The organism is Jatrophihabitans sp., assembly GCF_036388195.1.
GTDB lineage: Bacteria > Actinomycetota > Actinomycetes > Mycobacteriales > Jatrophihabitantaceae > Jatrophihabitans_A.
On sequence record NZ_DASVSG010000137.1, the window covers coordinates 1 to 19,051 of the forward strand.

The 19,051-nt window shown below is 69.0% G+C and carries 19 protein-coding genes and 1 riboswitch; of the genes, 13 read left to right on the top strand and 6 right to left on the bottom strand.

What is annotated here, in order from left to right:
* The 3 genes from VF612_RS14210 to VF612_RS14220 all read left to right on the top strand — a co-directional run.
* A partial coding sequence (locus tag VF612_RS14210; RefSeq protein ID WP_408660507.1) for a sensor histidine kinase occupies positions 1-408 on the top strand: 408 nt, incomplete at its 5' end.
* Positions 409-442: 34 nt separating this feature from the next.
* Complete coding sequence (locus VF612_RS14215; RefSeq protein ID WP_408660508.1) at positions 443-1,336, top strand: DMT family transporter; 894 nt, start codon at positions 443-445, stop codon at positions 1,334-1,336.
* Positions 1,337-1,498: 162 nt separating this feature from the next.
* Entirely contained in the window at positions 1,499-3,748 is a 2,250-nt protein-coding gene (locus VF612_RS14220; RefSeq protein ID WP_408660509.1) for a HelD family protein, read from the top strand.
* 43 nt (positions 3,749-3,791) lie between these two features.
* On the opposite strand, the gene VF612_RS14225 is transcribed toward VF612_RS14220, so the two are convergent.
* Together VF612_RS14225 and VF612_RS14230 are read right to left on the bottom strand one after the other, a co-directional pair.
* Positions 3,792-4,421, bottom strand: coding sequence for a transglycosylase family protein (locus VF612_RS14225; protein WP_408660510.1), 630 nt, complete (start codon positions 4,419-4,421; stop codon positions 3,792-3,794).
* Positions 4,422-4,423: 2 nt separating this feature from the next.
* Positions 4,424-4,580: riboswitch (cyclic di-AMP (ydaO/yuaA leader) on the bottom strand.
* A 193-nt stretch (positions 4,581-4,773) separates the two neighbouring features.
* Positions 4,774-5,400, bottom strand: coding sequence for a hypothetical protein (locus tag VF612_RS14230; RefSeq protein ID WP_408660511.1), 627 nt, complete (start codon positions 5,398-5,400; stop codon positions 4,774-4,776).
* Between the two features lie 100 nt (positions 5,401-5,500).
* Between VF612_RS14230 and VF612_RS14235 the strand changes: the two genes are divergently transcribed.
* Positions 5,501-5,950 carry a DUF4126 domain-containing protein gene (locus VF612_RS14235; RefSeq protein ID WP_408660512.1) on the top strand — a complete coding sequence of 150 codons (450 nt, stop codon included), beginning with the start codon at positions 5,501-5,503 and terminating at the stop codon, positions 5,948-5,950.
* An 18-nt stretch (positions 5,951-5,968) separates the two neighbouring features.
* Here VF612_RS14235 and VF612_RS14240 read toward each other — a convergent pair whose 3' ends face one another.
* Entirely contained in the window at positions 5,969-7,180 is a 1,212-nt protein-coding gene (locus VF612_RS14240) for a MarP family serine protease (protein WP_408660513.1), read from the bottom strand.
* A gap of 91 nt (positions 7,181-7,271) precedes the next feature.
* Between VF612_RS14240 and VF612_RS14245 the strand changes: the two genes are divergently transcribed.
* From VF612_RS14245 to VF612_RS14265, 5 genes are all read left to right on the top strand, one after another.
* A complete protein-coding gene (locus VF612_RS14245) occupies positions 7,272-8,243 on the top strand; it encodes an aldo/keto reductase (protein ID WP_408660514.1) in 972 nt (323 codons plus the stop codon).
* Positions 8,244-8,341: 98 nt separating this feature from the next.
* On the top strand, positions 8,342-9,037 hold the full coding sequence (locus tag VF612_RS14250; protein WP_408660515.1) for a hypothetical protein: 696 nt from the start codon (positions 8,342-8,344) through the stop codon (positions 9,035-9,037).
* A gap of 173 nt (positions 9,038-9,210) precedes the next feature.
* Positions 9,211-9,891 carry a hypothetical protein gene (locus VF612_RS14255; RefSeq protein ID WP_408660516.1) on the top strand — a complete coding sequence of 227 codons (681 nt, stop codon included), beginning with the start codon at positions 9,211-9,213 and terminating at the stop codon, positions 9,889-9,891.
* Positions 9,892-10,197: 306 nt separating this feature from the next.
* Positions 10,198-11,055, top strand: coding sequence for an FRG domain-containing protein (locus VF612_RS14260; protein ID WP_408660517.1), 858 nt, complete (start codon positions 10,198-10,200; stop codon positions 11,053-11,055).
* 660 nt (positions 11,056-11,715) lie between these two features.
* The gene (locus VF612_RS14265; protein WP_408660518.1) at positions 11,716-12,810 is read left to right on the top strand and encodes a hypothetical protein; all 1,095 of its coding nucleotides are present in this window, start codon (positions 11,716-11,718) and stop codon (positions 12,808-12,810) included.
* 712 nt (positions 12,811-13,522) lie between these two features.
* On the opposite strand, the gene VF612_RS14270 is transcribed toward VF612_RS14265, so the two are convergent.
* The 3 genes from VF612_RS14270 to VF612_RS14280 all read right to left on the bottom strand — a co-directional run bounded on the left by VF612_RS14270 (position 13,523) and on the right by VF612_RS14280 (position 16,320).
* Positions 13,523-14,503 (bottom strand): SRPBCC family protein, encoded by a 981-nt coding sequence (locus tag VF612_RS14270; protein ID WP_408660519.1) that lies wholly within the window; start codon positions 14,501-14,503, stop codon positions 13,523-13,525.
* Between the two features lie 25 nt (positions 14,504-14,528).
* Positions 14,529-14,867: an ArsR/SmtB family transcription factor gene (locus tag VF612_RS14275; protein ID WP_408660520.1), complete on the bottom strand. Its 339-nt coding sequence runs from the start codon at positions 14,865-14,867 to the stop codon at positions 14,529-14,531.
* 142 nt (positions 14,868-15,009) lie between these two features.
* Positions 15,010-16,320 carry an MFS transporter gene (locus VF612_RS14280; RefSeq protein ID WP_408660521.1) on the bottom strand — a complete coding sequence of 437 codons (1,311 nt, stop codon included), beginning with the start codon at positions 16,318-16,320 and terminating at the stop codon, positions 15,010-15,012.
* 104 nt (positions 16,321-16,424) lie between these two features.
* Here VF612_RS14280 and glp point away from each other — a divergent pair, with 104 nt between their 5' ends.
* The 4 genes from glp (at position 16,425) to VF612_RS14300 (ending at position 19,049) form a co-directional block, all read left to right on the top strand.
* The gene (glp, locus tag VF612_RS14285; RefSeq protein WP_408660522.1) at positions 16,425-17,672 is read left to right on the top strand and encodes a gephyrin-like molybdotransferase Glp; all 1,248 of its coding nucleotides are present in this window, start codon (positions 16,425-16,427) and stop codon (positions 17,670-17,672) included.
* Positions 17,673-17,720: 48 nt separating this feature from the next.
* Positions 17,721-18,167, top strand: a complete 447-nt coding sequence (locus VF612_RS14290) for a hypothetical protein (protein WP_408660523.1) — start codon at positions 17,721-17,723, stop codon at positions 18,165-18,167.
* Entirely contained in the window at positions 18,164-18,541 is a 378-nt protein-coding gene (locus VF612_RS14295; RefSeq protein WP_408660524.1) for a DUF5615 family PIN-like protein, read from the top strand. The genes VF612_RS14290 and VF612_RS14295 overlap by 4 nt, the downstream gene beginning before the upstream one ends.
* A gap of 100 nt (positions 18,542-18,641) precedes the next feature.
* Positions 18,642-19,049: a TOBE domain-containing protein gene (locus VF612_RS14300; RefSeq protein WP_408660525.1), complete on the top strand. Its 408-nt coding sequence runs from the start codon at positions 18,642-18,644 to the stop codon at positions 19,047-19,049.
* Positions 19,050-19,051 lie beyond the last annotated feature (2 nt).

The following is a 19,051-nucleotide window of genomic DNA, read 5'->3' on the forward strand; positions in this document are numbered from 1 at the left end:
ATCACCGTCGACGCGCCGGCCCGGCCGGCCCCGGTCAGCGGCGACCCGGACCGGATCCGGCGGGCGCTGGACAACGTCCTGGTCAACGCGCTGCGGTTCTCACCGGACGGCGGCCAGATCCGCATCGCGGCGGGAGTGGTCGACGGCCACGCGGAGCTGACCGTGACCGACCAGGGGCCAGGCTTTCCGCCGGACTTCCTGCCGGTCGCCTTCGAACGGTTCCGCCGGCACGACCCGGCCCGCACCCGGATCGAGCAGGAGGGCGCCGAGCAGGCCAGCACCGGGCTCGGCCTGGCGATCGTGCGCAGCGTGATGCGGGCGCATTCGGGCACCGCCACGGCGGCCAATCTCGAGGACTCGTCCGGGGCTCGGGTTACCCTTCGCTGGCCGACCGGAACGGGGTCGTGAGGGAGCCGCTGGGCGAAGCGGGACGGAGCGGGGCATGTCCGTGCACTGGCTCGTCGTCGTCCTGAGCCTGGGGTCAGCATTCGCCTTCGCGATCTCCACCAACCTCAAGCATTCCAGCGCCGCCCAGGTGCCCCACGTCAGCCGGCTGCATCCCGACGCGGTGGCCCGGTTCGTGACGGCCACCCTCAGCCACCGGCTGTGGCTGGCCGGCATCGTCACCGACGCCATCGGGCTGAGCCTGCAGGTGATCGCCCTGCACCTGGGCGCGCTGGCGGTGGTGCAGCCGCTGCTGATCAGCGGCCTGCTGTTCTCGCTGCTGCTGCGCCGCCGGCAGGGCCGTCCGGTGACCGGCGCGGAGGTCCGGTGGGCGCTGGTGCTGACCGGGTGCCTGATCGGCTTCCTGTCCCTGGTGGGCTCGAACCCCGGCGCCGGCGACGGCCCGGACCGGCTGCCGGCCGTGGTGGCCGCCGTCGCCGGGGTGGGGCTGGCGCTGACCTGCCTGGTGCTGGCCCACCGTCGCCGTCCCGCCGCCGACGCCGCCGCGCTGATCGGGGTGGCGGTCGGGGTGGTGTACGCCGCGACCGCGGCGCTGCTCAAGGGCCTGACCGACCGGGCGGTGCACGGGCCGCTGGCGGCGCTGACCAGCTGGCAGCTGTACACCGTCCTGGTGGTCGGCGCGATCGGGCTGTTCCTGAGCCAGCTGGCCTTCCAGGCCGGCCCGCTGACGGCGAGCCTGCCCGCGATCGCCACCGTCGACCCGCTGCTGAGCATCGTGGTCGGCGTGCTGGTCTATGACGAGCACATCCACCGGGGCCCGTGGTCCGGCTTCGGCCTGGTGGTGCTGATGGCGCTGCTCGGCGCGTCGGTCATCCAGCTCGGCAAGGTCGACCTGGACAAGCCGGCGCCCCAGCGGGTGTCCAGCGGCTAGCCGTCCTTCCCCGAACCCCTGGTCCCGTCCTTGCCGAACCCCTCGTCCGGGGCCCCCATCCCGCCGTCCGGGCCGATAGGGCAAGATCGATGGGCGCTGCGGGGGAGCGCGCCTTTGTCAACCGCTGATGTACCGGGTACTCAGCAAGCCCCAGGAGCCTGAGTGACCGACCCGGCGATGGCCGACCTGCTGCGCGCGGAACAGGCCGACGTCGACATCCGCTACGCCCGCCTGGACGAGCTGCGCGCCGAGACCGCCCGCGCCCTGGCCCAGCTGCGCAGCTCCGGCACCGCCGGCACCCCGGCCGCCCGGGTCGAGCGCGACGCCTTCCTGGCGCTCAATGCCCAGACCCAGCAGCGGCTGGCAGCGGTCGAGGAACGGCTGTGCATCGGCCGGCTGAGGATGGCCGACGGCGCCGACCGCTACGTGGGACGGATCGGGATCACCGACCGCGACGGAGTCCGGCTGCTGCTGGACTGGCGGGCGCCGGCCGCGCAGCCGTTCTACCGGGCCACTCCGGCGGCGCCGGACGGCGTGGTCAGCCGGCGGCACCTGAGCACCACCGGACGCAAGGTCACCGGCATCTCCGACGAGGTGCTGGACCTCGACCGGTTCACCGCCTCCGAGGCCAGCACCGCGACGGTGTCGGCCGACGGCGCCCTGATGCTGGCCCTGAACGCCCACCGGACCGGGCGGATGCGCGACATCGTGGCGACCATCCAGGCCGAGCAGGACGAGATCATCCGGGCGCCGCTGGGCGGGGTGCTGGTGGTGCAGGGCGGCCCGGGCACCGGCAAGACCGTGGTGGCGCTGCACCGGGCGGCCTACCTGCTCTACGCCCACCGCGACCGGCTGGCCCGCAGCGGGGTGCTGGTGGTCGGCCCGAACGCCCGGTTCCTGCGCTACATCGAGCAGGTGCTGCCCAGCCTGGGGGAGACCGGCGTGGTGCTCGCGACCGCCGGGCAGCTGTTCCCCGGCATCGACGCCCAGGGCGTGGACAGCCCCGAGGCGGCGCTGATCAAGGGCGATCTGCGGATGGCCCGGCTGCTGGCCGCGGCGGTGAAGGCCCGGCAACGGGTGCCGGCCGAGCCGGTCCGCCTGACGGTCGAGGGCAGCGTGATCACCCTGTTCCCCCGGGACGTCGAGCAGGCCCGCAGCCGGGCCCAGCAGTCGCGCAAACCGCACAACGTGGCCCGGGTCCGGTTCGCCGGCGACCTGCTGGAGCGGCTGGCCGGACGGCTGGCCAAGGCGCTCAAGACCGACCTGGACGCCGACACCCGGCCGGAGCTGATCAACGCCCTGCGCAACAGCGCCGACGTCCGGCGCGAGATCAACCTCTGCTGGATGCCGCTGACCCCGGAGCGGCTGCTGCGCGACCTGTACGCAGACGCCGCGGCGCTCGCCCGGCTGACGCCGCGCTGGTCGGCAGCCCAGCGCCAGGCGCTGCACCGGCCCAGGTCCGCGCCCTGGACGCCGGCCGACGTCGCGCTGCTGGACGAGGCGGCCGAGCTGCTGGGCGCCGACGAGGCGCTGCTGGACGAGGCAGCCCGGGTGGCCGCTGCCGAGCGGGCGCACGAGGTCGAGTACGCCGGGCGGGTGCTGGACATGATCGCCGACATGGAGCCCGACGCGCCCGGGATGACGACCGCGGACGCGCTGGCCGAGCGGTACGAGGCGACTCCTGACCGGCGGGCGCTGGTCGACGAGGCGGCCAGTGACCGGAGCTGGGCCTTCGGGCACGTGGTGGTCGACGAGGCTCAGGAGCTGTCGGCGATGCAATGGCGGCTGCTGATGCGCCGCTGCCCGTCCCGGTCGATGACGGTGGTCGGCGACACCGCCCAGACCGGGTCGCCGGCCGGCGCCCGCTCCTGGGGGCAGATGCTCGATCCCTACGTCGGCGGCCGCTGGCGGCTGGCGGAGCTGACCGTCAACTACCGCACCCCGGGGCGGATCATGCAGGTCGCCACGTCGGCGCTGGCCGAGTCCGGCATCACCCCGCCGGTGCTGACCTCGGCGCGCCCGGGCGACTGGCCGCCCACCGCCGAACAGGTCGCGGGCGACCTGGCAGCCGCTCTCGGCAAGGTCGTGACGGAGGAGCTTGCCGCCGTGGGCGAGGGCCGGTTGGCGGTGATCGCCGCCGCGCAGGCGCAGCCGGAGCTGGCAGCCGCGCTCAGCCAGGCCGTGACGGCCGCCGGCGAGCGGCTGGTGGTGCTGTCCCCGGCGCAGTGCAAGGGACTGGAGTTCGACGTCGTGGTGCTGGTCGAGCCGGCTGCGATCCTGGCCGGTTCCAGCCGGGGAGCCAGTGACCTGTACGTGGCGATGACCCGCTCCACCCAGCGGTTGCGAATCCTGCACAGCCGGCCGCTGCCGGCCGGGCTGGTGCTGCCCGAGACCGGCCGCGCCCCGCGGTAACCGATAGTCACCGCAGGGCGCGTACACCGCTCAGCCCGAGCTTTCAGATGGACAGCCGCTGTCCCACGTAGATCAGGTTGGGGTTGTGGATGCTGCGGTTCATCCGGACGATCGTGGGCCAGCCACCGGGCACGCGGTACCTGGCCGCGATCTTGTACAGGGTGTCGCCGGAGCGGACCGTGTAGATGCGGGTCGAACGCACCGGCGCCGGCTTCTTGACGGCCGGCCTCTTGACGACCGGCTTCTTGACCGGCGCCGTCCGGGTCACCGGCCGGACGGTGTAGGTGCGCAGGTACCGGCCGCACGTCGGCCAGGCTCCGATTCCCTGGCCGCGCAGGGTCCGCTCGGCGATGACGATCTGCTGCGCCTTGGTGGCGAGGTCTGCCCGGCGCGCGTACGCGCCGCCGCCGTAGGCGAGCCAGGTGCTGTAGCTGAACTGCAGGCCACCGTAGTAGCCGTTGCCGGTGTTGATGTGCCAGTTGCCGCTGGACTCACACCGGGCCACCCCGTCCCAGTTGTGGGCCGTCGCGGCGTCGGCGACGCCACCGACCGCGGTCAGCGAGATCGCCGCGGCCGTGGTGACCGAGCCGGCCAGCGCCATGCGGACCCGTGAGGGCCTGGCGGCGGCAGGCTTGGCTGCCCGATGGCAGCCGACGTACTTACGTGCGGACATGGATCCTCCCGATCCACCGCCTGCGGGGTTAGCTGTCGGATTCGGACGATCGGTGTCCGGCCGGGGATGAGCCCGGCTTTACCCCAAGACGCGCCAGGCGCGCCGCATGTGGGTTCCCCGCCCCCGTCTTCGAGAGTTCATCTCGGGCGACCGGCAGACGGGGTTGAACGGACCGGTTCACCACACCTGCCTTTGCCGAGGTGCCTGGCCACCTTAACCGACGGACAGCCCAGCGCCAGACCCGAGACCAGCGCTTGTGGACAAGTGCCAGTTTCGACTCACTTCAACTGGCCTACCCCGTAAGAAATCACCAGCACCGACAGCACCAGCGCAGACACCGATTCCACCGCCATCAGCGCCTTGCTCGCGGTGACAGCGGCATCGTGTCGGTCGGGCTGAACGCCGAGGAATTGGTCACCGAGACGTAGAGGTAGTCGATGAACCCGGGCGCCCAGCCGGATTTTCCCGACGAGCGCTTCGCGACCTCGGGGATGGCGTCGTGGTCCTCGTCCTGCGGAAACCGGAAGTCGGCGATCGGCAGCCGTGGCCGGGGGACCTGGGTGCGGCTGACCGGGCCGCCCCGGTCGAGCTCCCAGTAGGCCAGCGCGAACACCAGGACGTTGGTGAGCCACACCTGGCCGGCCGCCAGCAGCAGGGTGGCCGAATCGTCCTGGCCGTGCCCGCCGACCAGCTGGCGGATCAGCAGCGCCAGCGCGACCGCGTTGCCCGCGGCGATCAGCAGCACCAGCGAGATGGCCAGCCGGCGCAGCTCCCGGTTGCCGCGGGTCATCCGGCGCGGGTTGGCGGCGACCAGCGGGAGGAACAGCAGCAGCTCGAGCACCGGCACCACGAATCTCGGCTCGATCAGCAGCTGGGTGGGCAGCAGGCTGTAGAGCGCGATGGCGACCAGGACCGCGACCGCGGCGGGCAGCCGGGGCTCGCCCGGGTGGGCCTGATGCCTACGCTCGGTGGTCGACACCCGGTATTGATATGCCATCGCGACCGCTGAGGGACGAAGGCGCGACCGATGGCGGGCTCGCGGCTCGGGGAGGCTCAGGGGCGGCGGTTAGGGTGCAGGGATGTCTGTCCTCACCCGGGCCGTGCTGTTCGGCCTCGCCACCGGTGGCCGGAGCACGTCCGGCCTGGCCGCCCTCGCCCTCAACGACCGGCCTTTCGCCAGCGCGCGGGGCAGCCGGTGGGCCCGCAGGCTGGCGGCCACCGCGGCCGTCGGCGAGTTCGTCGGCGACAAGCTGCCGCAGACGCCCAGCCGGTTGCAGCCGGCGGGGCTGGTGCCGCGGCTGGGCCTCGGCGCCGTGACCGGCGCGGTCCTGACCCGCCGCGAAGGCGGCAGCCGCAGCCGGGCGGTGCTGGCCGGCGCGCTCGGGTTGCTCGGCGCCACCGCCGGCAGCCGGCTCGGGGTGTCCTGGCGGCAGCTGGCGGCCCAGCGGTTCGGCCGGGACCTGCCCGGCGCGCTGATCGAGGACGCCTGGTGCCTGGCCGCCATGCGCTACGCCAGCCGGTCGCGCTAGCCCCCGCTCAGTCGTTGCTCAGTCGCAGCCCTGGGTGCTGACCGCTGCGGTCGCGGTGCGGCCGGCCTGCAGGTCCGGAGCGACCTCGGTGGCGGTCAGCACGTACCCGACCTCGGACTGGTCCACGCTGGCGGCGAAGACCACCCCGTAGACCTGGCCGGCGGGGCTCAGCAACGGGCCGCCTGAGTTGCCCGGCCGGACCCGGGCGCGGACGGTGTAGACCTGCCGGGTGACGGTGCGGTCCTGGTAGATGTTCGGGCCGGTGACCTTCGTGCGGGCGGCGATCCGGGCCGGCAGCGCGGTGAACGGGCCGTTCTGCGGGTAGCCGGCGACCACCGCTGCGGCGCCGCTGGCCGCGGTCCCGGCGATGGCCAGCGGCCGCCGGTTCAGCCCCGGCACCGACAGCACCGCGATGTCGCGGTTGGGGTCATAGAGCACCACCCGGGCCGCCAGCGTGCTGCCGCCGGGCGCGGTGACGTGCGGGTTGGTGACCCCGGCCAGCACGTGGGCGTTGGTCATCACCCGGTTGGCGGCGAAGACGAATCCGGTGCCTTCGATGGACCGCCGGCACGACGGCGCCGTGCCGGTGATCTTGACGATGGACGCTCCGGCCACCCGGATCGCCTCGGGCACCACGGCCGGGTCGGGCGGCGCCACCGACGGGGCCAGCAGGGTGGCGAACGGCCCGGAGACCGCGGGCAGGTCGTGCCGCTGCACCTGCCGGAGCAGGCTGGCGGCGACCCGGTGGCCCTCGCCGGGAATCACCCGGTCGATGGTGTGCAGCACCAGGCTGCGGTGGATCTGGCGGGCCAGCGCGGGCACCGGGGCATAGGCCAGCGCCAGCGCCAGCAACCAGGCCAGCGCCAGCAGGGTCGCGACCGACACCACCGCGCCGCCGGCGCCGTCCACCGGCCCGAGCGCGGTCCGGGCGATCTTCGCGCGCAGCCGTCCGCCGATGGCCTGGCCGATCAGGTGGCCGAAGGTGGCGAAGGCGAACACCGCGATCAGCGTGACCGCCCGCTGGCCGAACGCCTGGTCTGCCGTCCCGGCCTCGCTGGGCGTCTTGAGCAGCGCCCGGGCGATGGCCGGCGCGACCTGGAGGCCGATCGCCGCGCCGGCGACGAAACCGGCGAACGACGTGATTGAGGCGATCAGGCCGCGCCGGTAGCCGGCCAGCGCCGACAGCGCCGCCAGCGCCACCAGCACCAGGTCCAGCAGATCTCCATGCATCCGCAGATAGTGGCACGCCTTGATCGTGAGCGAGCTGTGACGGCCGCGGCCCGTCCGGCGGCTGCCGGCGATCCGCGCCTAGAGTCGGGGCATGCGGTACACCAAGCTCGGCTCGACCGGTCTGGACGTCTCGCGGATCTGCGTGGGATGCATGAGCTTCGGCGTTCCCGAGCGCGGCAACCACCAGTGGACCCTGGACGCCGAGCGCAGCCGGCCGCTGATCCGGCATGCCCTCGAGGCGGGGGTCAACTTCTTCGACACCGCCAACGTCTATTCCGACGGCACCAGCGAGGAGATCGTCGGGCAGGCGCTGCGCGAGTTCGGCAACCGGGACGAGATCGTGCTGGCCACCAAGGTGCACGGCCGGATGCGTCCCGGCCCGAACGGCGCGGGCCTGTCGCGCAAGGCGATCCTGGCCGAGCTCGATGCCAGCCTGCGCCGGCTCGGGGTGGACTACGTGGACCTGTACCAGATCCATCGGTGGGACGACAACACCCCGATCGAAGAGACCATGTCGGCGCTGCACGACGTGGTCAAGGCCGGCAAGGCGCGTTACCTCGGCGCGTCCTCGATGTATGCCTGGCAGTTCGCCAAGGCCCAGTACCTGGCCGACCGGCACGGCTGGACCCGGTTCGCGACCATGCAGAACCACTACAACCTGCTGTACCGCGAGGAGGAGCGGGAGATGCTGCCGCTGTGCGCGGACCTCGGGGTCGGCGCGATCCCGTGGAGCCCGCTGGCCCGCGGCCGGCTGACCCGGGACTGGAACGCCAGCAGCGCCCGCAGCGAGACCGACGAGTTCGGCAAGACGCTCTACCTGGACGACGACCGGCTGATCGTCGAGCGGGTCGCCGAGATCGCCGAGCAGCGCGGGGTGTCGCGGGCCCAGATCGCGCTGGCCTGGGTTCTGCGGCATCCGGTGGTGAGCGCGCCGATCGTCGGCGCCACCAAGCTGGAGCACCTGTCCGACGCTTTCGCCGCCCTGGATGTCGAGCTCAGCGATGCCGAGGTGGACCGGCTGGAGAGCGGGTACCGGCCGCATTCGATCGCCGGGTTTCGCTGAGTGACTTAGAGCTCGAATCCCGCCCAGTGCACAACGTTGTAATACGACAACTCCCCTTGGCTACGGCAACTGTCACGGAGGCCGCTAACCTGTGCTACATGCCGACACCTAACGAGGTCCGCGCACGTCGAGAGCTGCGAGCCAGGTTTATCAACGCGGTGTACGACGGTCGTGAGCGCCAAAGCGCTGGCATCGATGCCAGCGTGATGGTTCATGACGTGCTGCGTGAGATCGGTGCGGATCAGCTGGATGAGCACACCATAACCCGGCTTGTGAAAGACCTGGAGGACGACTACCTCATCGAGGGTGTCGGTCAATCCTGGGGCGAGGTATACCCCGAAGAAATCAGGCTAACGCCCGCCGGCCGGATGGAGGTCGAGACTTGGCTCGCTGAGGACGCTCCTACGCTTCACCTGCCGATTGTCCCTAGTCAAGTCGTCAACAACACTACCCATGTGTACGGAAACGTGACTGGAGCGGCTTTCGTCACCGGCTCGACGGACACAGCGATCAATATGCAGACCGCGGTGAGCGAGCCTCTGTCCCAACTTCTCCCCAAGTTGCGCGAATTGCTTGCTGAATGGGATGGCACGGCAGACGAACGCGAAGACATCGAGGCTGACATTGAGATCCTCGAAGGTGAGGCGGTTAGCGGCTCCCCTAGACCGGGACGCATCAAGGCCGCAGCTCGGCGAGTCATCGCTTGGACAACGAGTGCTGCGGCTGCCGGCGCCTCGAAAGCGCTGACCGGGGAGGTACAGGTTTTGACGAGCCAGGTGTTGCACCAGCTATGACGGCGGGCTTGTGTGGTGCTGGCGCCACAAGAAGCGGTCCGTTCTTCTAAAGACAAATATGACGACCATGCGGACGCAGATTGTTCATCGTCACCGCCTGCCACGTCGTTACGGGTTCAGCCGTCATCACGCCTTTACCCGCTACGAGTACACCACCTCGTAGGGTGGAGCTCATGCCTACATCTGATGACATCGCGGCGTATCAACGCCGTCGGGCAAAGTTCATGAGTGCGGTCTGGGACGCAGAGGAGCAAGAAGAGATCGGCTTCGGCATTAAGGTTGATCAGATGCTGCAGCAGATCGGCGAGACCGCCCTGCCTGTCGCCTCGATCAGGCGTCTCGTAGAAGACCTAATCGGTGACGGGATGTTAAAGGAGTTCAATCCCTTCCACGAGCAGGCTTACCCAAGCTCGGTCAAACTTACAGCGTACGGACGCGCTGAGGTACAACGGTGGGTCACTGAAAAGAACCGGGGCACGGACGCCTTCCCGCTCTCTTACCAGCAGGTCTACAACTACAACACGACGGTTCACGGCGACGTATCCGGCTCCAACTTCGTTGCCGGATCGATTGGCACCCACATCAGTCAGTCAACGCAGATCACCGAGCAACGATCATCGATAGCAATGAAGGCCGTGGAACTGCTCGAAGCCAGCGGCATCACTGGTGACGAACGCGAAGAGATCCTGGCCGACATCGAGACCCTGCGTGAGGGCGACCCGACGCCAACCCGTCTCAAGGCTGCACTTCGTCGGCTTTCTAGATGGGGAGGTAGCGCGATTGCCGTTGACACGACCGCCGCGCTGGCGGGGGAAGTCCAGGCTCTAGCACGACAGACGCTCGGCCAAATATAAGCAGTGCGCCCCACGGAATCCCGCACTATCGCCGTATGTCCTTCACTCACCACGCGGCAAGCAACACCCGAATGCCGTCGGTTGAGACGACTGCGCAAACTTGGAGGGTGACCACGAACTTCGTCGAACCATTACGCAAATTATTGTCGATCACATTCAACTCCCTGCGGGTGATGGCAGGTCCTGATCCGCTTAAATCTGGACTTCAGTCGCCATGTCGAACTCTTGCGACAAACCTCTGCTTTGCGCTCGATCTTCAGATCATGTCCCGGTACGGTCGGCGTTATGGCCGGAACGAGTCCAACGGTGTGGTCGCGCGCGGGCGTCCAAGTTCGAGCAGCGAGCGTTTCTGCGCTGCTCGCCGACGTTGCAAACATCACGGTAGCCACCGGACACCGCTATGTATGGCGCGGGATCAAAGATGCAACCTACAGGCTGGACTCAGCCCTCGCGCGAAGACTCATGGCGTCCAAGGTTGATCTTACTGCAAGTAACCTGGCCCGTTCGGAGGCTCGACTCGTCCAAAGCGCACGAGACGCCAGGCTCGATCAGGGGTTATCCAGCGCGGAGCTGCTCGCGTTGCTACAACATGCGGGCGCCTCGACGTCACTTCTTGACGTCACCCCTGACCCGTTCATCGCATTGTTCTTTGCCACGGAACCAGTTGGGGCCTTGAAGCCTTGCGCCCTGATGGCTATACGAGTGCCTGGCGCTACCCCGGCACGGCAGGCCGCGCACACATTCAAGGGTCCCTTGCCTGACAACGGTTCGTCAGGTTCGGTTTTCACGCGACTGCGCGAGGAGCAGAAGCTCCCCAGGACCACTCGCCCAATCCTCTGGGAGGCACCGTTTCTGGACAACCGGATGCGTGCCCAGCGAGGTATGTTCCTGGCCACCACAGCGCCGCGCAGCGACATGGAGTATGGAAGCATCGACCTCGGCTTGGAGGCCAAGGAGGTCGAGATCGACAGCGTTCATCATCTGCTGAATCGAGACCGCGGCCAGTACCGCAGACCTCCGCTCGTCGTCTTCTACATCCCAACGGCGCTGAGGTCTCAAGTGGCAACTGAGCTTGACAGCAGGTTCGGCTACCGAACCGAGACCGTCTATCCAGACCTCGCAGGCTTCGCTCTCGCCAACTCGCCCAACCGCGTGTTGGAGTAAGACGTCCCAACGCGCACATTACCTGAATCGTCACACCGCGTCGCGCCGCGCGGCACCACCTATGCGGCACTCGGAAGTCGACCCGAGCGCCCGGGTCACTGTCGACCTCGGCACGCATAACGACGCCCAGTCCTCGTCAACGGTCGATACAAGCAAGCACATGATCGGCGTTATGCGCTGCGGTGCCCCTGGGCCAGAAGACAGGCAGGTCTTGTCAGGGTTGGAAAGCTGTCCCAACAGGTGCACAAACGTGTAATTGTGACAGCGCCCTTTGTTTCGTTGCACTCGGTAGGCCGCTGGAGCAGTGCGTCGCTAGCCCGGCCGCAGTAAGCAGGGGAATGAACACGTGAAGGAACCGAGCTGCCGCTACAGAGCAGCAAGCGTCGTCCGTAACTGGCCCCCTGCGGTGCAATGTTTATTGCCGCACTGCGCCGCCGACTGAAGCTGCTGACGCATGACGCCATGGGACGGGCAAATCTGATTATATCCCGTCACATGCCGCGCTCGTCGAGGGTTCCGTGTTGCGTTGGACCGTCCTGCGGTTAACGCCGAGCGGCGCTGTCTGCAGGCTGCAGTCCGTGGCAGAAAAGTAAAGGAATAAAGCTGTAGATCACCCGCGGCACCTTACCGGCGCCCCTCAGCGTTCTCGTCATACCGATCATGGCAGACTCGCCGAATGGCTCAATGAATCGTCCCGCGTTCGTGAAGATGCTGGCATGGTTGGTGGGTGTTCTGTGGCTTATCGCGGTTTGGCACCTGCAATTGAGGGGGCGGGGGCCCTCGGTTGACGAGCCCGAGCGCACTCGGCCAACCGGCATCCGCCGCCGAGCCGTGGGCAAAGCGTTCGCCGGTCTCCTTGCAACCCTCATCTGCTTGACATTTGCCATTTCCGTCCTGACGGAATTCCGTCACGAGAACAAGGCTCCTGCGCCACCGCCCAAAGCAGGTAGTGTGGAACTATTCTTCGATCAACCAGGCATCAGAGCTGCCCTCGAAGTCCGCATCGAGAATCCTGAATCAAGCCCAAGCTATAACTATTTTATTTCGGTTACCGGCCCTGCTTCCCTGTCAAGGGTTGGATTTTCTCTGGCGATGCAAGGGCACGCTGAACCTACCTATGTGTACCCGAACGGCGACCCGCTGCCTAAAGACTTTCGCGACTGCCCGCCTGGGGGGATTTCCGTTGTTCCCGACATGGATCACACTTGTTACAAGGGCCAAGGTGATCCCACTACGACATATGCGGATCCTGGTGATCGGCCATCGATGGAGGTCCTGCATGGCGTTCTGGGCAGAAATTCGGCCGGCTTCATGTTCGGGACAGTAATGGTTTACTCACGGTCTGCCATCACCTTTAAAGTCGGCAAGCGAACCTTATTTGATTTCCCCGAAATTGGCACCGCCTACTTACCCGCTGGGCACCAAGAGAAGGTAAAGCTCGACCTAGGGAGCGATCACCCGGTCTACGCACCTGCCAGCCTGTCTATTACAGTCGATGCGGGCGACTTAGGTATTGCTGACCGGCAGGAGAACATCTCACCAACTATAGTCGCGCCGCCGCACTTAGCGTGGACCACGACTAGCCTCTCCACGATTCACGCACAAGGCATGTATGTAGATACGACTGCCGAAGATGAGGCGGCATCCCACCTATTCTTGCTTGGTGTTTACGCTGCGGCGCTAAGCGCATTACTGCTGAGTACGCTCACTTTCACTGTAAAGGAAGGCTGGAAGGGCATCACTGGTCAAGCGTGAGATGCGCGCCGGTGGCCATCAGCCAGAACGGTCAATCCTTAACGCCTAGCGCGGACGGCGATACCGAGCTGTGTGCGGCAACTACTTCTGCAGCACGCCGACCGGCGTGCCGATCAGTCCTCGGTTATGCCTACAACGTCACGCGATCGTTATTGGCGAGAACAACCTCGACCTGCTCCACTTCCGACATCTTCGCAGCCGACCACCGACGGTGGCGGGGGCTCGATGCCCTGCGCTGCTGACCACGACGGCGTCACGGTATCGAAGGTCGGCGCGATGTCAGTGATCAAGTCAGCGTGAGCGCCGTTGCCCATGTGATGTAGCCGCTCGATGACCGCATTCGAGCCATCGCAATCCCGGGTGGTTCGCGGGCTGAGCATTACCGCTCCAGATAAGTCATCTCGCACGCCCGCCGGTCATGACGGCAGCCTCGGCATCGGCGCGCAGAATATCACTACAGGAACCTAGGCGCCGCCAGGCAAGTCACGAAGTAATGGGTGATGCCTCGGACCAGTTGAGCTCGCGCGCGGCGAGGGTCAGACGCTGCCTGGGTTGGAAAGCTGTCCCAAGAGGTGCGCAAACGAGAACACCTTCGGCTGGAGCAATGGCCACGCTAGATAATCGTGGGCGGAGTAACCGTCGATATCGAGCAGGGCCACTACGCCGAACGACCCACGCAACTGGTAGCACCGATGGTGTGTTCCCGATCTCGTCAGGCCAGCAGCGCCTCCATCTGCGCGTAGGTCGATTCCGTGCCCTCGATCATGCCGGAGTCGAGCGCCTGATCGCGCGCCTCGCGGTGGGGGTAGGTGTGCACCTGGGTGAGCAGCGTGCCCTCGTCGAGCGGGGTCAGCGTGATGACCTGCACTGTCTCGGGGCCGTCGTCGCCGAACATGCGTTCGGTGGTGACGAGCCGGTGCGGAGCCTGCGCGTCGCGGAGTTCACCGCCGAACCCGAAGCCGTCCGTGCCGTCCTCGCGTGCCCACCCGAACCGGTATGTCTCGCCGACGGTCATCGTCCAGTCGCACCTGGTCATAACCCAGCCGTCGGGACCGAGCAGCCATTGGCGCATGAGCTCCGGCTCCGTGTGGGCCCGCCAGACCTGCTCGACCGGGCCACGGATGATGCGGCTGATGCGGATCTGGGTCTCGCTGAGGACGTCGAGCGTGGTGCCGCGGCCGGCCGCGAACGACTGCAGGTCGGCGAGCACGTCGTCCATCTGCGCCATCGCGGAGCGCAGACCCTCCTCCATGCCCATCTCGAGCAGCTGGGCGAGGGCCTCGGTCGACGGGAAGTGGCTGGTGGTCGTGACACGAGACCCGTCCGGCGTCGATTCGAACCAGAAGCTCATGGAAATCGCCGGCAGGTCCGTATTGGGCGCCCCGTCAGGAAGGGTGAAGCCGTCGCGGACCTCGAACGACGCCACATCGCCCTCGGGCTCCTTGACCTCGGACCACTCCCAGTAGCCGCCGTGGGTCGACCCGTCCGGCCCGGTCATGACGTACGTGCTCACGCCGCCAGGAAAGACGTCGTGCCGGGTGAAGGTCGCTGGGAACTGCGGCGGGCCCCAGAACTTCTCCAGCTGGCGCGGGTCGACGTAGGCGTCCCAGAGTCGGCGCAGCGGCACCGGAAAGTCGGCGACCACGGTCATGGTCAGGTTCTCGGGGTCCTTGGTGACGGAGGTGATGGGCATGGCAGGTCCTTTCAGGCATTGTCTTTCAGGCGTCGTCGGTGAGGAGTGCGTCGAGGCGGTCGACGCGCGCCCGCCAGAGCTGTTCATAGGAGTCGAGCAGCGCTTGGGCGCGCTGGATCTGAGCCGGGTTGCCGCGGACGATGCGCTCGCGGCCGCGTGCGTGCTTGCTCACCAGCTGCGCCCCTTCCAATACCGCGACGTGCTTCTGCACCGCGGCCCAACTCATCGCGTAGTGGTCGGCGAGTTCAGACACTGTCGCCTCGGCGATCAACGTGCGGCGCACGATGTCGCGTCGGGTGGCATCGGCGAGCGCCCGAAACAGTCGGTCGGTCTCGGCGTCGCTCAGTGCAGGAAGTACAACCATTTGGTTGTACGATAGCAGCGTTCACCGGGGTCCGCAAGCCGCGACGCATCGACGCACAGTCGCGGGTGGTTCTGGGTTCGTCTTGTATCCAGGACGTCCATCCCCGCGCGGAACGACACCCTTGGAGCGTGAGTGAAGGCGATCAGGTTCGGCGCAAGGTCTCCGGCGCCCGGAACGCGATCATGGCGGCGGCGAGCAGCACCGCCGTGGACAGGGCGAAGGCGGTCGAAAAACCGGCGCTGTCGGCCAGCGCCCCGGCCAGCACCGGCCCGGTGAGGCTGCCAAGGTCACCGGCCATCTGGTAGGCCGCCACCGCCGTGCCGCCGCGGCCGCCTGCCACGTCGCCGAGCATCGCGCCGGGCGCCACGCTGAGCAGTCCGCTGCCCAGGCCGAACACCGCCATCGCCACCAGGAACAGCGGCAGCGTATGGGGCAGCACCAGCAAGAACGTTCCGGTGGCGCTGACCAGGCAGCCGCTCAGCATCAGCGGCCGGCGGCCCCGACGGTCGGCGAGCCGGCTGCCCAGGGTGAGCGTGAGGATGTTCGCGGCCGTGAACACGGTCAGTCCGATCCCGGTCCACACCGGGGAGCGGTGCAGCACCTCGACCACCAGCAGCGGCACCAACGCCGCCCGGACGCCGATCGCGGCCCAGTTCTCCGCCAGGTTCACCCCGGCCGCGGCCCGGAACGCGGGCAGCCGGAAGGCCTCCCGGACGGTGAGCAGCGGCAGCTCCGAGCGCGTCGCCGGCTGCCCGTGCTTGTTCAGGCGGCGGGGCAGCAGCAGCAATCCCACTCCGCCGGCCGCGGCCAGGGTGCCGGCATAGAGGAAGAACGGGGCTCGCAGCGACCAGCCCGTCACCACGCCGCCCAGCCCGGGGCCGGCGATGCCGCCGAGCAGGAAGCCGCCGGTGAAGGCGCCCATCGCCCGGCCCCGCTGCCCGGAGGAGGTGACGCTGAGCAGCAGCGAGCTCGCCGACACCGAGAACATCGCCGAGCCGATCCCGCCGACGCCGCGCAAGGTCAGCAGCTGGCCGTAGTTGGCCGATAGCCCGGCCAGCGCGCTGCTCACGGCGACGATGGTGATGCCGGCGCCGAGGATCAGGCGCTCGCCGAAATGGTTCACCAGCCGGCCGCAGCCCAGCGCCGAGATCAGCCGCATCAGGGCGAAGGCGCTGATCACCGCTCCCGCCGCTGAATAGGACACCCCGAAGCTGCGGGCGAAGACCGGGATCGCCGGCGCGACGATGCCGAACCCGGCGGCGACGAAGAACGCGACCGCCGACAGCACCGCGACCTCGACCGGCAGGCCGCGCAGCGGACCGCGCCGGATCAGCCTGCGGGACGGCTGCTCGCCCGGTTCGGGCGCCTCGACCAGGGCGGCCAGCTCGGTGACGCCGGCCTCGGTGGGTCCGGTTCCGTCCGGGCTCACGGCCGGTGGGTCAGATGCGGGCACCGGCCCAGCATGCCCGATGGGTGCGACGGCGACATTCGCCAGCATGCGGGAGGCGGCTCACCACGTCCGCTGCTGTCGGGCGCCCGGCGTCGTAAGGTGGCCCGGTGATCGACTTGGCCGATGCCCGCCGGCTGCTGCTGGCTGCCTGCCCGCGGCTGGAACCGGCGCTGCTGGACTCGGCTGGGGCCGACGGCTGCGTGCTCGCCGCGGACGTGGTCGCCCCCGCCGACGTGCCGCCGTTCGACAACAGCAGCGTGGACGGCTACGCGGTCCGGACGTCCGACCTCGCCGGCGCTGCCGAGCACAGCCCGGTGCGGGTGGAGGTGCTCGGCTCGGTGCTGGCCGGGTCGGTGGCCGGCCAGCCGGTCGGCCCCGGGCAGGCCTGGAAGGTGATGACCGGCGCTCCGGTGCCCGCGGGCGCGGACGCGGTGGTGATGGTGGAGAAGACCTCGGCCACCAGGGAGCGGCAGCTCGGCGCGCCCGGCGACCGGGTCGAGGTGCTCGGCGAGGTCGGGCCGGGGGCGGGCATCCGCCGGGCCAGCAGCGATGTGCGGGCGGGTGAGGAGGTGCTTGCCGCCGGGACGGTGCTGCGGCCGGCGCACCTGGGGGTGCTGGCCAGCGTCGGCGCCCGGCAGATCAGCGGGTACCGGCGGCTGCGGGTGGGCGTCCTGGTGACCGGGGACGAGCTGGTGACCGACGGCAGCGAGCTGCGTCCCGGCCAGATCCACGAGTCCAACCGGGCGATGCTGCTGGCGCTGCTGGCGCGGGCCAACTGCCAGCCGGTGGATCTCGGGGTGGCCGGCGACGACGTGGCCGCCCTGCAGGAGCGGCTCAGCTCGGCGCTGCAGCGATGCGACGCGGTGCTCACCTCAGGCGGGGTGTCGATGGGGGACTCCGATCCGGTGCGCGCGGCGCTCGACCGGTTCGGCGGGCTGACCTGGCTGCAGGTGGCGATCCGGCCGGCCAAGCCGTTCGCGTTCGGGTTGCTGCCCGGCCCTGCTGGCCCGGTGCCGGTGCTCGGGCTGCCCGGCAACCCGGTGTCGGCGCTGGTCAGCTTCGAGCTGCTGGCCCGGCCCGCGCTGCGGCACATGATGGGCCACGACGATCCGTACGGCGTCAGCATCCTGGGCATCGCGGACGCGCCGTTGCCGCGCCCGCACGGCGACGGCCGCACCGCGTTCCTGCGGGTCAGCTGCGGGTTCGGCCCGGACGGGCGGCTGCACGCGCGGCCGGTGGCCGGCCAGGACTCCCACCAGCTGTCGGCCTCGGCCGGCGCCGGCGGGCTCGCGCAGGTCAAGGACGGCCAGCGCGTCGAGGCAGGCGATGAGGTGCCGGTGCTCTTGCTCAGCTGATCAGCCGGGCAGTAGGAGAGGAGCGCTACAGACGACTACACTGTAGTCATGAGTAGTGGAACGCCTCGGTCCATCCGGTTCGACCAGCGGGTCAGCGACCGGCTGGCCGCCTACGTCGCCGGTCACCCCGGCTGGTCGGGCTCCTCAGCCGCGAACCGGTTCGTCGATGAGGCGCTGCGCATGGAGGACCATCCGGGGGTGATCTTCCGCGAGGGTCCGACCGGCCGGCGCGCGGTCCTGATCGGCGGCCCGGACGTCCGTGAGGTGATCCGCGCCGTCAGGTCAGCGCGGCGGTCGGAGCCGGGCCTGGACGCGGAGCAGATCATCGCGTTGGTGACGGCCACTACCGGGGTATCCGCCTCACTGGTCGATACAGCCATCCGCTACTGGGCGGCCTATCCGGATGAGATCGATATCTGGATCGACGAGGTCGAGGTGTTCGAGGAACAACAGCTGCGGGCCTGGGAGCGCCGGCAGGACCTGCTCGCCCGGTGACCTCTACGCAGAGGTTGCTCTTGGACGAGATGCTCAGCGGCGACATCGCCGCGCAGCTTCGAGCCAAGGGCCACGACGTCCTCGCCGTGGTGGACGACCCCGCCCTGGTCGGTATGCCCGATGAGGAGCTGCTCGTTCATGCCATCGCCATCGGGCGCGGCCTGGTGACCGCGAACGTGCGGGACTTCGCCTCGATCAACGCGTCCTGGAGCAGTCGCGGGCGCAGCCACCAGGGGCTCATCTACCTCGTCAACCGAGTGTTCCCGACCGACCGGTCCTTCGTCGGCGCCGTGGTGACCGCGCTGGACAGCGCGATTCGCCTCCGCCAGATCCCAGCCAGCGGCTCGGAGACCTTCCTCCGGCGCACCGAATAGCTGGCAGCTCTGCCGCGTGAGCGGAAGTATCAAGAGCGGGGCTATGCAGCTGCTGGTCCAGAGGCCCCAACCGGCCGCACTTGCGGTTACAGTGTCTGCCATGGCCACGTTCCGGATCCGGGAAGCTGCCGAGCTGCTCGGCGTCAGCGACGACACGGTGCGGCGCTGGGCCGAAGCCGGCCGGCTGCCGACCGTCACCGAGGGCGGCCGGCTGGCGATCGAGGGCGCTGAGCTGGCCAGGTTCGCCACCGAGCTGGCCGCGGCAGCCGAGCGCCCGGCGGTCCGGCCGATGGCGAGCGAGTCGGCCCGCAACCGGCTGGTCGGCCTGGTCACCCGGGTGGTGCGCGACACCGTGATGGCGCAGGTGGAGCTGCAGGCCGGGCCGTTCCGGATCGTCTCGCTGATGAGCCGGGAAGCCGCCGACGAGCTCGGCCTGGAGCCCGGAACCCTGGCGGTCGCCTCGGTGAAGGCCACCAACGTCGTCGTCGAAGTGCCCGCCGGCAGCTGAGG